This window comes from Micromonospora trifolii, from assembly GCF_022229005.1.
GTDB lineage: Bacteria > Actinomycetota > Actinomycetes > Mycobacteriales > Micromonosporaceae > Micromonospora > Micromonospora trifolii.
Window position 1 is genome coordinate 81,182 of sequence record NZ_JAKKFD010000037.1, and the last position, 12,691, is coordinate 93,872.

The following is a 12,691-nucleotide window of genomic DNA, read 5'->3' on the forward strand; positions in this document are numbered from 1 at the left end:
TCGGTGGGATGAGGTTCGCACGCTGTCGCGTCCGCTCGTGAGCGACCGTAGAGTCGCGCGACGTAGTCGAGGTGAACGTCGGGTGGCGGGCAGATGGACAGGCCCGGTGTGTGATGCTGTCGCTGATGAGCGAGCCCACTGAATCCCGCCGCGAGCGTGCCGCCCGGCGGGCCGGAGAGTTTCCGCCCGCCCCCGAATCGTTGCCCCGGGCGGTGCTGGACAGCCACACCCACCTGGACATCACAGTCAGCGAGGCCGGTGTGCCCGGCGGCGGGCCGGCCGACGACCCGGTCGCGGTGGCCATCGCGTTGGCCACGAAGGTTGGCGTGGACCGGCTGGTCCAGGTGGGGGTGGACGTCGCCTCCTCGCGGTGGGGCGCGGACACCGCCGACCGGTACCCCGCCGTGCTGGCCACCGTGGCGCTGCACCCCAACGAGGCGCCCCGGCTGGGCGACCTCGACGAGGCGTTGCGGGAGATCGAGTCACTCGCCGCCCGCGACCGGGTCCGGGGGATCGGCGAGACCGGGATGGACTTCTTCCGGACCGGCGACGAGGGGCGCGCGGCGCAGGAGCAGAGTTTCCGGGCGCACATCGCCATCGCCAAGCGGTACGGCAAGACGCTGGTCATCCACGACCGCGACGCCCACGCCGACGTGCTGCGGATCCTCGACGACGAGGGCGCTCCCGACCGGGTGGTGCTGCACTGTTTCTCCGGCGACGCCGACTTCGCCAGCGAGTGCGTCCGCCGCGGCTACCTGCTGAGCTTCGCCGGCACCGTCACCTTCGGCAGCGCGACGGCGCTGCGCGAGGCCGCCGCGCTCACCCCGGTGGACCAGATGCTGGTGGAGACCGACGCCCCGTACCTCACCCCGATGCCGTACCGCGGCCGGCCGAACGCGTCGTACCTGATTCCGCTCACCGTCCGCGCGCTCGCCGCGACCACCGGCAGCGACCTGGACGAGCTGTGCGCGGCCATCTCGGCCACCGGCGACCGGGCCTTCGGCCCATGGTGAGCCCGGCCCGACGGTCGGCACCGACCCCGTCGCTACGCTGCCAGCCATGACCGGTCTCCTCGGCCCGGCGGAGATCCGGGAACTCGCCGCCCGGCTGGGCGTCGCGCCCACCAAGAAGCTGGGCCAGAACTTCGTGCACGACCCGAACACCGTCCGCCGGATCGTCACCGCCGCCGGCCTGACCCCCGACGACGTGGCCCTGGAGGTGGGGCCCGGGCTCGGCTCGCTGACCCTGGGGCTGCTGCCGGTCGCCGGGCACGTGCACGCCGTGGAGATCGACCCGGTGCTCGCCGGGGCGCTACCGGAGACCGTCGCGCGGCACGCCGGGGCCGACGCCGCCCGGCTCACAGTGCACCGCGCGGACGCGTTGCGGATCTCCGCAGCCGAGCTGGCCGACCCGGCACCGACAGCGCTGGTGGCGAACCTGCCCTACAACGTCGCCGTGCCCGTGGTGCTGCACCTGCTCGCCGTGCTGCCCACCCTGCGACACGGCCTGGTGATGGTGCAGAAGGAGGTCGCCGACCGGCTCGTCGCCGGTCCCGGCTCCAAGGTGTACGGCATTCCGTCGGTGAAGCTCGCCTGGTACGCCCAGGCCCGGGGCGCCGGCAAGGTGCCGCCGAACGTGTTCTGGCCGGTGCCCAACGTCGACTCCGGCCTGGTCTCCTTCACCTGCCACGAGCCGCCCCGCACCGACGTACCGCGGGAGCGGGTCTTCGCCGTGGTGGACGCGGCGTTCGCGCAGCGGCGCAAGACGCTGCGGGCCGCGCTGGCCGGCTGGGCCGGTGGCGCGGACCGGGCCGCCGCGGCGCTCACCGCCGCCGGCGTCGACCCCGGCGCCCGGGGGGAGTCACTGACCGTCGAGCAGTTCGCCGCCATCGCCGCGTCGGCTCCGGTCGGTACGCCGGCCGGGAAGTAGGCTGACGCCGTGCCCGCCGAGGAGGTGTACGAGTGACCGCGCAGCCGATCGAGCCCGCCGCCCACGGGATGTGGAGTCCGGATCCTGTCCGGCAGCGGCTGGCCAACCACACCATCGAGGACGTGCTGGCCCTGCCCGACGACGCCCCCCGCGTCGAGCTACGTGACGGAGTCCTCGTCGTGGTCCCCTCCCCGACCTTTGGTCATCAGAACACCGGCAACCTGTTGTGGATGTGGTTGCGGCAGCACGCGCCGGTCGAGCTGACGCCAGCCACCGCCGTCGGGGTGGCGATCAACTACCGGAACTCCTTCGAACCCGACGTCGTCCTGCTGAAGCGTCCGGTGGCGGCCGACCACCACTACTTCGAGGCTGAGCAGGTTGTGTTGGCCGTCGAAGTCGTCTCGCCCGGCACCCGCCGGCGGGACCGGCTGGAGAAGCCGGCCGACTACGCCGACGCCGGGATCCCGCATTACTGGCGGATCGAGCAGAATCCGGTGCACGTGTACGCGTACGACCTGGTCGACGGCCGCTACGAGCTGGCCGCCGACTCCGCCGAGGAGCTGATCGTGGCCAAGCCGTTCGACATCCGCCTGCACCTGCGGGACATCACCCCGTGACCGAGGCCTGGCGACCGGACGACGACGAGCGACGCGGGGCCATCGGCCCGGTGCGGGTGCGGGTGCCTGCGAAGGTCAACCTGCACCTCGGGGTGGGCCCGCTGCGCCGGGACGGCTACCACGAGCTGAACACGATCTACCACGCCATCTCGATCTACGACGAGCTGACGGCCCGCCGGGGCGACACCCTCGCCCTGACCATGGAGGGTGAGGGCACCGGCGAGCTGGCCCTTGACGACACCAACCTGGTGATCCGCGCCGCGCATGCCCTCGCCGGGTACGCGGGGGTGCTGCCGCACGCCCGACTGCATCTGCGCAAGCAGATCCCGCTCGCCGGTGGCCTGGCCGGTGGCAGCGCAGACGCGGCGGCCGCGCTGGTGGCCTGCGACGCGCTCTGGGGCACCGGGCTGTCCCGCGACGAGCTGGCCGGCATCGCCGCCGACCTCGGCTCCGACGTGCCGTTCCTGATCTACGGTGGCACCGCGCTGGGCACCGGCCGGGGTGAGGCGATCAGCCCGGTGCTGGCGCGCCCCACCTCCTGGCACTGGGTGGTGGCGATCGCCGACGGCGGCCTGTCCACCCCGACCGCGTACCGGGAGCTGGATCGGCTCCGTGACTCCGGTGCCGCCGGCGCCCCGCTGGGCAGCACCGACGCGTTGCTGGGCGCGCTGCGCCAGCGCGACCCCCGGGTGCTCGCCCGTACGATCGGCAACGACCTCCAGGACGCCGCGCTGGCCATGCGCCCGGCGCTGGCCGACACGCTCAAGGCGGGCGAGGCGGCCGGTGCGCTCACCGGCATCGTCTCCGGCTCCGGCCCGACCTGCGTGTTTCTCGCCGCCAACGCAGCCGACGCGGAGCGGATCGCCGCCGAGCTGACCGCCGCGGGCGTCTGCCGGGAGGCGCGGGTCGCGCACGGTCCGGTAGCCGGCGCCCGCGTCGGCTGACGACGCGTTCCACCGGAGCTGCTGGCGCGCGGCGCGGGCGTTCGGGGCTTCCGCGTACCCTTGGGACAGGCGTCCAGGTGCCCGCCGGCACCGGGACGCCTTGATCATGAAGGGTGGAACGTGGCGAACATCGTCAATCTGGACCGGGTGTCCAAGGGGTACGGCGCCGCCGGGCGGCTGCTCACGGACGTCTCGCTCGGCCTGGACGACGCCGACCGGATCGGCGTGGTCGGCCTCAACGGCGCCGGCAAGTCCACCCTGTTGCGGCTGCTCACCAAGCAGGAGGACCCCGACGACGGTCGGGTGACCCACCGCCGTGACCTGCGTGTGCTCTGGCTGCCGCAGCAGCTCACCCTCGCCCCCGAGGCCACCGTCCGGGACGTGGTGCTCGGCACCGCCTGGCTCGCCGAGGGCATGGGCGCCGAGCACGAGTGGGCCGGCGACAGCGGGGTGCGGGCCATCCTCGACGGCCTGGGCATGCCGCACCTCGGCCTCGACCAGCCGGTCGGCCCGATGTCCGGTGGCGAACGCCGCCGGGTGGCGCTCGCCGCGCTGCTCGTGCGCGAGTCCGACCTGCTCATCCTCGACGAGCCGACCAACCACCTGGACGTCGGCGGGGTCGACTGGCTGGCCCGGCACCTGGTCGGCCGCAAGGGCGCCCTGGTCGTGGTCACCCACGACCGGTGGTTCCTGGACGCGGTCTGCACCAACACCTGGGAGGTCGCCGACCAGACCGTTCGCGCCTACGAGGGTGGCTTCGCCGCCTGGACCCTCGCCCGCGCCGAGCGCGAGCGGGTCGCCGCCGCCACCGAGGCCCGCCGGCAGAACCTGCTCCGCAAGGAGATCGCCTGGCTGCGCCGTGGCCCGCCCGCGCGGACCTCCAAGCCGCAGTTCCGCATCGACGCCGCGAACGCGTTGATCGCCGACGTGCCGCCGGCGCGCGACACCATGTCGTTGCAGCGGATGGCCACCTCCCGGCTGGGCAAGCAGGTGTTCGACCTGGAGAACGTCGAGCTGCACGCCGGCCCGAAGGAGATCCTTCGCGACGTCACCTGGCTGGTCGGGCCCGGCGACCGGATCGCCATCCTCGGTGCCAACGGCGCCGGCAAGACCACGCTGCTGCGGATGCTCGCCGGCATCACCCGCCCCGACGGCGGCCGCCTCGGCACCGGCTCCACGGTGCGGCCCGCGTTCCTCTCCCAGGAGCTCACCGAGCTGCCCGGGCACCTGCGGGTGCTGGAGGCGGTGGAGGAGGTCGCCCGGCGGGTTCAGCTCGGCGACCGGGAGGTCTCCGCCTCGCAGCTCGCCGAGGTGTTCGGCTTCGACGACCGCCGCCTCTGGACCCCGGTCAGTGACCTCTCCGGTGGCGAACGCCGCAGGTTGCAGATGCTGCGGCTGCTGGCCGGTGAGCCCAACGTGCTGCTCTTCGACGAGCCCACGAACGACCTGGACACGGACACCCTCGCCTCGCTGGAGGACCTGCTCGACTCGTGGCCCGGCACGATCATCGTGGCCAGCCATGACCGGTACCTGATCGAGCGGGTCACCGACACGGCGTACGGGATGTTCGGCGACGGTCGCCTGGTGCACCTGCCGGGCGGTGTGGACGAGTACCTCGCGCGGACCGCCGAGCGGGCCGGCTCTCCTCGGGCGGGCGCCACCTCGACCTCCGCACCCGCTGCCCCCTCGGGAGGTGGCATGTCCGCCGCCGAGGTCCGTCAGGCCCGTAAGGAGCTGACCCGGCTGGAGCGGCAACTCAGCAAGCTCGACCAGCGCGAGACCACGCTGCTCGATCAGCTCGCTGCGGACGCCACCGACTATGCCCGGGTCGCCGAGTTGGACACCCAGCTCAAGGATCTGCGCGCCGAACGGGAGCGGATCGAGGAGAGCTGGATGACCCTCGCCGAGGACCTGCCCGAGAGCTGACCGGTCGGGCGCGCCGGCCCGGGCCCCGTGTGCGGCGTCACACCACCACATGCGAGACAATCGTCGGCGACACCTACCCCACGGCGTTGGAGACACAGACATGGCACACACCCCCGTCAACCACCCCGCGCGGCCGATCTACCGGGCGATCGGCGGGCTGACCGGTCTGTACCTGGTCGTCTTCGGTGTGCTCGGCATCATCGCGAGCACCGGCAACGAGATCCTCGCCCAGGACGACACCCGCGTCCTCGGTCAGGGCACCAACCTCGGCTTCTCGCTGCTCAGCGTGCTGCTCGGGATCGTCGTGCTGGTCGGCACCGCGCTCGGCCGCAACATCGACGTAGCGATCAACCAGTGGCTGGCGTACAGCCTCATGGTGGTCAGCCTGGCCGGTCTCGCGTTCATCCGGACCGACGCCAACATCTTCAACTTCAGCATCACCACTGTGGTCGTGGTCATGTCGGCCGCCCTGGTGCTGCTCATGGTCGGCATGTACGGCAAGGTCGGCACGGAGGATGAGGCGGAGGCGTTCCAGAAGGCTCGTCTGGTTCTCTGATCTTCTTTCGCGGTTCGGCCGTTGGTTGCGGCCGTGGGTTTTCGCCGGAGCCCGAGCTGCTCCGGGCGGTCAGGCTTGATCCCTGCGCAGCTCGGGCTCCGGCGAAAACCTGACTCGGTCCAGCCTTCGGCGGACCTTCCGGCTTTGTGGTTCCTCGGACAGTCGGCTCTGCCTTGGGCGACAATTCCCCTGAAACGGTCACATCAGGGGGTCTGGGCATGCCGCATTTTCCGGTTAACCATCCGGCACGGCCGCTCTACCGGGTCCTCTCCGGGCTGATCGGCGTCTACATCCTGATCTTCGGCGTCTGGGGCGTCGCCGAGACGATCGGGGATCCGCTCTTTGCCCGCAGCAGCACCTGGGCCCTCGGGCTCCGGACCAACCTGGCCTTCTCGCTCGCCTCGGTGATCTTCGGGGTCGTCCTGATCATCGGGGCCTCGCGGCGTACCAACCTCGGCCACTACATGAACCTGACCGCTGGCGTGGTGTTCCTGGTGACCAGCATCCTGATCATGTCGGTGCTGCAGACCGGAGCGAACTTTCTCAACTTCTCGATGTCGACAGTGATCGTGTCGATGCTCTTCGGCCTGATCCTGCTCGGCACCGGCCTCTACGACAAGGTCGGCCCACCGGAGTCCGCCGAGGCGGAGTTGGAGCACCGCAAGCACCCGGTGGCCGACGTGCACCGCAGCTGATCGGGGTCAGTGCCGCCGCGCGGTGATCAGCGTCGGCTTCGCCTCCAGGTGTGACAACCCGTTCCAAGCCAGGTTGACGAGGTGCGCCGCCACCGTCTCCTTGCGCGGCTTGCGCACCTCCAACCACCAGCGGCCGGTCAACGCCACCATGCCGACCAGTGCCTGCGAGTACAGCTCGGCGAGCTTCGGGTCGTACCCGCGGCTCTTGTACTCGGCGCCCAGGATGTGCTCGACCTGGTGCGCCACGTCGTTCATGACGCTGCTGAAAGTGGCAGTGCCGGACATCAGCGGCGACTCGCGGACCAGCACCCGGAAACCGCTGGTCTCCTCCTCGATGTAGGTCAGCAGGGCGAGCGCCGCCTGTTCCAGCAGCTCCCGGGGATGCCCGGCGGTCAACGCCGTGGTGATCCGGTCCAACAGGGCCCGGACCTCCCGGTCCACCACCACCGCGTAGAGCCCTTCCTTGCCACCGAAGTGCTCGTACACCACCGGCTTGGAGACCTTGGCGCGGGCCGCCACCTCCTCGATGGAGGTGGCGTCGAAACCGCGTTCGGCGAAGAGCTGCCGGCCGGTCGCGATCAACTGCTCCCGGCGTTGGGCGGCCGACATGCGAACCCGGGAGGGGGCTTTGACTTTCGGTGCCGCCGCCGCCGCCGTCGGCGACGTCCGTCGGCCGCCGACAGCTGCCGTCGCGTCGTCGCTGACCTCGGGCATGTCGCCGCCTCGCTGGCGCTCGGTGACGCCCTGCCGTGGAATGGTTCCTCCGCTGTGCCCGTTCACGTCGTCGCCTCACTGTCGGGCGGTCTGACCGCCCTGACGTGCCGTTCGACCGTACCCGGATCGGGCTCGGCCCCCCGTCCGCCGAGCCGCCCGGTCCCCCCGCATGGCTCGGTCACCCGGCCATCCTGCCAGGAGGCATCGTCGTGCACCGCCCGGTTTCAGCGGGGTGCGACCGGCTTCACCAGCTTGGCGGCGAGACGCTCGGGCTTTGGCCAGCGCACCTGCGTTGCCGCGCCGACCTTCTCGAACAACCAGATCACCCGGGCGGAGATGTCCACCTGACCACGCAGCACGCCGTGCCGGGCGCTGGTCGGGTCGGCGTGGTGCAGGTTGTGCCAGCTCTCGCCGAACGACAGGATCGCCAGCGGCCAGAAGTTCGACGCGCGGTCACCCTGGCGCATCGCGAACGGACGCTCACCGTAGACGTGGCACACCGAGTTGATCGCCCAGGTGACGTGGTGCAGGAGGCCGATCCGGACCAGCCCGGCCCAGAAGAACGCGGTCAGCGCGCCCTGCCAGGACCAGGTGACCAGGCCGCCGATCAGCGCCGGGCCGAGCAGCGAGATGGCCACCAGCGCGGGGAAGAGCCGATCGACCCGGCTGATGTCCCGGTCGGCGATGAGGTCCGGTGCGAAACGCCCGCGGTTGGACAGCTCCCGGCGGAACAGCCAGCCCACGTGCGCGTGGAACAGGCCCCGGGTCAACGCCCAGAAGCTGGTGCCGAAGCGCCACGGCGAGTGCGGGTCGCCCTCCAGGTCGGAGAACGCGTGGTGGCGCCGGTGGTCGGCGACCCACTGAATGATCTCGCCCTGCACCGCCAGCGAACCCGCGACCGCCAGAGTCACCCGCAGCCACCGCTTGGCCTTGAACGAGCCGTGCGTGAAGTAGCGGTGGAAGCCGACGGTGATGCCGAGCCCGGAGACGACGTACCAGACCAGGCCGATGATCACGTCGCTCCAGCCCAGCCAGCCGCCCCACGCCACCGGCACGGCGACCAGCAGCGCGACGAAGGGGATCACCACGAAGGCCCAGAGGGCGGCCAGGATGCCGGGGGACTGGCTGCCGTCGGTGAGTGGTTTGGGGCCGGGTCCGGCGGTGTTGGGATCGAGCAGAGCAGTGGACATGGGACCTCGCAGGGGGATGGTAACGATCACAAAGCTACGCCTACGTCACCGTAACTTACGGCACCGTAGATCGCACGGGGAAGTTTCGAATCCCCTTCGCGTAACTGCCCGAAGTGGCAGGTCAGCCGGTTAGGTGGCGGCTACCTGACCGACCCGGGAGGCGGGCGGCCGACGTGCGGGCCGACCACCCCCGGAAGGTTGAGGCATCGATCGCTCGCCGTGCGGCGGGATGAGCGCTGGCGTCCGACGGCCGGGGCGCTAAGGTGTAGCGGCGGGATGTCCATCCCTCGTGCGACGTGCTCGCGTCGCTGATCGGCCGTGGTGTAATTGGCAACACCCGGGTCTTTGGTACCCGTATTTCAGGTTCGAACCCTGGCGGCCGAGCTGCCCACCTACGTCCGTTTTAGGGTCCGGTGGGGGTAAGAGGAGAACGTGCCGGGCCTCGCGGCTAGCATGGCCGCGAGAGTGTCCGCCGTCCCGACGGGAGCCACGTCGTGCCCCAGCCCCACCTCCGTACCGTCGTCGTACTTGCCGCCGGTGAGGGCAAGCGGATGAAGTCGACACTGCCCAAGGTGTTGCACCCCCTGCTCGGTCGGACGCTCCTCGGTCACGTGCTGAGCGCCGCCGCCCCGTTGGGTGCCGACCGCACCGTCGTCGTGGTGGGGCACGGCGCCGACCAGGTGCGGGCGCACCTGTCCGAGGTCGCCCCGGACGCCACGCCGGTGCTCCAGGCCGAGCAGCTCGGCACCGGGCACGCCGTACGGATCGCGCTGGAGGCCGTACCGGACGGTGCCGGCACAGTCGTGGTGATCAACGGTGACGTGCCCCTGCTACGACCCGAGACGGTGGGCGCGCTGGTGACCGCCCACGAGGACGCCGCCGCGGCGGCCACAGTGCTGGCCGCCGAGGTGCCCGACCCGACCGGCCTCGGGCGGATCGTCCGGGACGCTGACGGCCACCTGAAGCAGATCGTCGAGGAGCGCGACGCCGACACGACGCAGCGCGCGATTCGGGAGATCAACGCCGGCATCTACGCGTTCGACGCGGTGCGGCTGCGCGAGGCGCTGGGCAAGCTCTCCACCGACAACGACCAGGGCGAGGAGTACCTGACCGACGTCTTCGGTCTGCTCCGTTCCGCCGGCGAGCCGGTGGCGGTACACGTCGCCGTGGACCACGTCGAGACGTTGGGCTGCAACGACCGGGTGGAGTTGTCCACGCTGCGCCGGCTGCTCCGCGACCGGATCAACGAGGCGTGGATGCGCACCGGGGTGAGCCTGCTCGACCCTGCCACCACCTGGATCGACGTGACTGTCGCGCTGGACCGGGACGCGGTCGTCGACCAGAACACCCAGTTGCGCGGCGGCACCGTCGTCGGCGCGGGCGCGCTGATCGGGCCTGACGTCACCCTGATCGACACGATCGTCGGCCCCGCCGCGTCGGTGGTCCGTAGCCACGCCGTCGGCGCCGAGGTGGGCGCGGGCGCGACCGTCGGGCCGTACGCGTACCTCCGGCCGGCCGCCCAGTTGGCCGAGAAGGCGAAGGTCGGCACGTTCGTCGAGGTGAAGAACTCGCAGATCGGCGCCGGCGCGAAGGTGCCGCACCTGACCTACGTCGGCGACGCGACGATCGGCGAGCAGACCAACATCGGTGCCGCGTCGGTCTTCGTGAACTACGACGGGGTCAACAAGCACCGCACGGTGATCGGCAGCCACGCGCGGACGGGTGCGGACAACATGTTCGTGGCACCGGTCGAGGTGGGTGACGGGGCGTACACGGCGGCCGGTTCGGTGATCGTCGACGACGTGCCGCCAGGGGCGATGGGCGTCGCCCGGGCGCGCCAGCGCAACATCGAGGGCTGGGTGGTCAAGCGGCGCGCCGGCACTGCCGCGGCGGACGCGGCGCAGCGGGCCCGCGACGCGAAGGGTGCGTCCGGTACGACTGGTGCCGCAAGCCACAGTGAGGCAATCCACGGGGCGACCGAGACGGTGGGCGGCGCATCCGGCGCGGGAGATACTGCAACCGAATAGTCCCTGACCCGCCACCACCGGGTCGGGTACCGCCGACATAACGGGAGCAGACGGGCCCATGGGCAGCATCGTCGCCGAAAACCGCAAAAGCCTGATGCTCTTTTCCGGACGTGGCTTTCCGGAGTTGGCCAAGGAGATCGGCGAGGTGCTCGGCGTAGCGCCGACGCCGGCCGACGCGTACGAGTTCGCCAACGGCGAGATCTTCGTACGGTTCAAGGACTCGGTACGTGGTTCGGACGCCTTCGTGGTGCAGTCCGTCACGCACGGGGTGAACACCTGGGTCATGGAGACCCTGATCATGGTGGACGCGCTGAAGCGGGGGTCGGCCAAGCGGATCACCGTGGTGCTGCCGTTCTACCCGTACGCCCGCCAGGACAAGAAGCACCGTGGTCGGGAGCCGATCTCGGCCCGCCTGGTGGCGGACCTGCTGAAGACCGCAGGCGCGAACCGCATCCTCACCGTCGACCTGCATACCGCGCAGATCCAGGGCTTCTTCGACGGCCCGGTGGACCACCTCTTCGCGATGGACATCCTGGCCGAGTACGTGGAGCACAAGTACGCCGGCCGGCCGATGACAGTGGTGGCGCCGGATTCGGGCCGGGTGCGGGTGGCCGAGCGGTGGACCGACCGGCTGGGCGGCTGCCCGCTGGCGTTCATCCACAAGACCCGTGACCCGATGAAGCCGAACCAGGTAGTGGCCAACCGGGTGGTCGGCGAGGTGGAGGGTCGGGTCTGCCTGATCGTCGACGACATGATCGACACCGGGGGCACCATCGCCAAGGCCGCCGACATCCTCAAGGAGTCGGGCGCTGCGGAGATCGTGGTCGCGTCCACCCATGCGCTGCTGTCCGACCCGGCCACCGAGCGGCTGAAGAACAGCTCGATCAGCGAGATCGTGGTGACGAACACCCTGCCGCTCCCGCCGGAGAAGCAGCTGGACAAGCTCACAGTGCTGTCGATCGCGCCGCTGCTGGCGCGGGCGATCCGGGAGGTCTTCGACGACGGCTCGGTGACCACCCTCTTCGGCGGCCTGAGCTGATCCTGAGCCCCGTTTCCGCCACTCGACACGCTGGCGGGGACGGGGCTGGCAAACTGGTGGAAACGGGGCCGGCACGCTGGTGGGAGCACCACCGACGCGCCGGTCTTGAGCCGTGATCGGGGACTGCCGGAAACCCTGGAAACAGCTCGGGTAGACTGGTGCGGTTGCCACGGCGAGGGTGCCCGGCGGGCCGCTGAAAAGCGCCGCACGGAGGCACCGTCATCGACGCGGTGCTCCGGGCAGTCGTTCATGACGCATGAGCCCCAGCGAGCCCCTCGCCCCAGCACCGTTAGACGACAAGCCGCCGCAGCGAAAAGCATCAGGAGTTTCCCCGTGTCCGAGGTAAAGATCAGCGCCGAGCCCCGTACCGAGTTCGGCAAGGGTGGTGCCCGCCGTACCCGCCGGGCCGGCAAGGTGCCCGCCGTGCTGTACGGCCACGGCGAGAAGCCCAAGCACATCTCGCTGCCGTCGCGGGAGTTCGCCGCCGCGATCCGCAAGGGCGGTGCCAACCAGCTCTTCGCGATCGACATCGCCGACGGCACCCAGGTGCTGGCGCTGCCGAAGGCGATCCAGCGTGACCCGATCCGTGACAGCTTCGAGCACGTCGACCTCATCCTGGTCCGCCGGGGCGAGAAGGTCACCGTCGACGTTCCGGTCCAGCTGACCGGCGAGGCCGCCCGGGACACCCTGATCGTGCACGACCACGACACCCTCTCGGTGACCGCTGACGCCACCAAGGTTCCGGACCACCTCGAGGCGTCGATCGAGGGCCTGGAGGCGGGCACCCTGGTGACCGCCGGTGACGTCGAGCTGCCGACCGGCGTCGAGCTGGCCGTCGACTCGGAGCTGACCGTCGCGTCGATCACCGCCGCCCCGACCGCCGAGCAGCTCGAGGCGACGCTGCCCGAGGTCGAGGTTGCCACCGACGAGGCCGAGGCCGAGGTCGGCGAGACCACCGAGGGCTCCGAGGGCGCGGACACCGAGGCGGCCGCCGAGGCCACCGAGGCGCGCACCGAGGCCTGATCGGTTCGTACCTTTGCGACAGGCGTCCCCG

12 protein-coding genes and 1 tRNA gene are annotated in these 12,691 nt (G+C 71.0%); 11 read left to right on the forward strand and 2 right to left on the reverse strand.

Features of this window, described 5'->3' with window-relative positions; all coding sequences use genetic code 11:
• The first annotated feature begins 113 nt into the window (after positions 1-113).
• The 7 genes from NIE79_RS22545 (at position 114) to NIE79_RS22575 (ending at position 6,667) form a co-directional block, all read left to right on the forward strand.
• Positions 114-1,013: a TatD family hydrolase gene (locus tag NIE79_RS22545; RefSeq protein ID WP_238680447.1), complete on the forward strand. Its 900-nt coding sequence runs from the start codon at positions 114-116 to the stop codon at positions 1,011-1,013.
• Positions 1,014-1,059: 46 nt separating this feature from the next.
• A complete protein-coding gene (rsmA, locus tag NIE79_RS22550; protein ID WP_238680448.1) occupies positions 1,060-1,929 on the forward strand; it encodes a 16S rRNA (adenine(1518)-N(6)/adenine(1519)-N(6))-dimethyltransferase RsmA in 870 nt (289 codons plus the stop codon).
• Between the two features lie 32 nt (positions 1,930-1,961).
• Positions 1,962-2,546 carry a Uma2 family endonuclease gene (locus tag NIE79_RS22555; protein WP_238680449.1) on the forward strand — a complete coding sequence of 195 codons (585 nt, stop codon included), beginning with the start codon at positions 1,962-1,964 and terminating at the stop codon, positions 2,544-2,546.
• The gene (locus tag NIE79_RS22560) at positions 2,543-3,490 is read left to right on the forward strand and encodes a 4-(cytidine 5'-diphospho)-2-C-methyl-D-erythritol kinase (protein ID WP_238680450.1); all 948 of its coding nucleotides are present in this window, start codon (positions 2,543-2,545) and stop codon (positions 3,488-3,490) included. Before NIE79_RS22555 ends, NIE79_RS22560 begins: the two co-directional genes overlap by 4 nt.
• 120 nt (positions 3,491-3,610) lie before the next feature.
• A complete protein-coding gene (locus NIE79_RS22565; RefSeq protein ID WP_238680451.1) occupies positions 3,611-5,416 on the forward strand; it encodes an ABC-F family ATP-binding cassette domain-containing protein in 1,806 nt (601 codons plus the stop codon).
• 100 nt (positions 5,417-5,516) lie between these two features.
• Positions 5,517-5,972 carry a DUF4383 domain-containing protein gene (locus tag NIE79_RS22570; protein ID WP_238680452.1) on the forward strand — a complete coding sequence of 152 codons (456 nt, stop codon included), beginning with the start codon at positions 5,517-5,519 and terminating at the stop codon, positions 5,970-5,972.
• A 218-nt stretch (positions 5,973-6,190) separates the two neighbouring features.
• Positions 6,191-6,667, forward strand: coding sequence for a DUF4383 domain-containing protein (locus NIE79_RS22575; RefSeq protein ID WP_238680453.1), 477 nt, complete (start codon positions 6,191-6,193; stop codon positions 6,665-6,667).
• Between the two features lie 6 nt (positions 6,668-6,673).
• Here the strand turns inward: NIE79_RS22575 and NIE79_RS22580 are convergent, their stop codons facing one another.
• Both NIE79_RS22580 and NIE79_RS22585 read right to left on the reverse strand, forming a co-directional pair.
• The gene (locus tag NIE79_RS22580; protein WP_238680454.1) at positions 6,674-7,381 is read right to left on the reverse strand and encodes a TetR/AcrR family transcriptional regulator; all 708 of its coding nucleotides are present in this window, start codon (positions 7,379-7,381) and stop codon (positions 6,674-6,676) included.
• Positions 7,382-7,605: 224 nt separating this feature from the next.
• Positions 7,606-8,571 (reverse strand): acyl-CoA desaturase, encoded by a 966-nt coding sequence (locus NIE79_RS22585; protein ID WP_238680455.1) that lies wholly within the window; start codon positions 8,569-8,571, stop codon positions 7,606-7,608.
• A gap of 312 nt (positions 8,572-8,883) precedes the next feature.
• Here NIE79_RS22585 and NIE79_RS22590 point away from each other — a divergent pair.
• The 4 genes from NIE79_RS22590 to NIE79_RS22605 all read left to right on the forward strand — a co-directional run bounded on the left by NIE79_RS22590 (position 8,884) and on the right by NIE79_RS22605 (position 12,660).
• A tRNA-Gln gene (locus NIE79_RS22590) sits at positions 8,884-8,955 on the forward strand.
• 110 nt (positions 8,956-9,065) lie between these two features.
• Complete coding sequence (glmU, locus tag NIE79_RS22595) at positions 9,066-10,598, forward strand: bifunctional UDP-N-acetylglucosamine diphosphorylase/glucosamine-1-phosphate N-acetyltransferase GlmU (protein WP_308193208.1); 1,533 nt, start codon at positions 9,066-9,068, stop codon at positions 10,596-10,598.
• Between the two features lie 58 nt (positions 10,599-10,656).
• Positions 10,657-11,637, forward strand: coding sequence for a ribose-phosphate diphosphokinase (locus NIE79_RS22600; RefSeq protein WP_030329105.1), 981 nt, complete (start codon positions 10,657-10,659; stop codon positions 11,635-11,637).
• Positions 11,638-11,970: 333 nt separating this feature from the next.
• Complete coding sequence (locus NIE79_RS22605; RefSeq protein ID WP_238680456.1) at positions 11,971-12,660, forward strand: 50S ribosomal protein L25/general stress protein Ctc; 690 nt, start codon at positions 11,971-11,973, stop codon at positions 12,658-12,660.
• Positions 12,661-12,691: the final 31 nt, after the last annotated feature.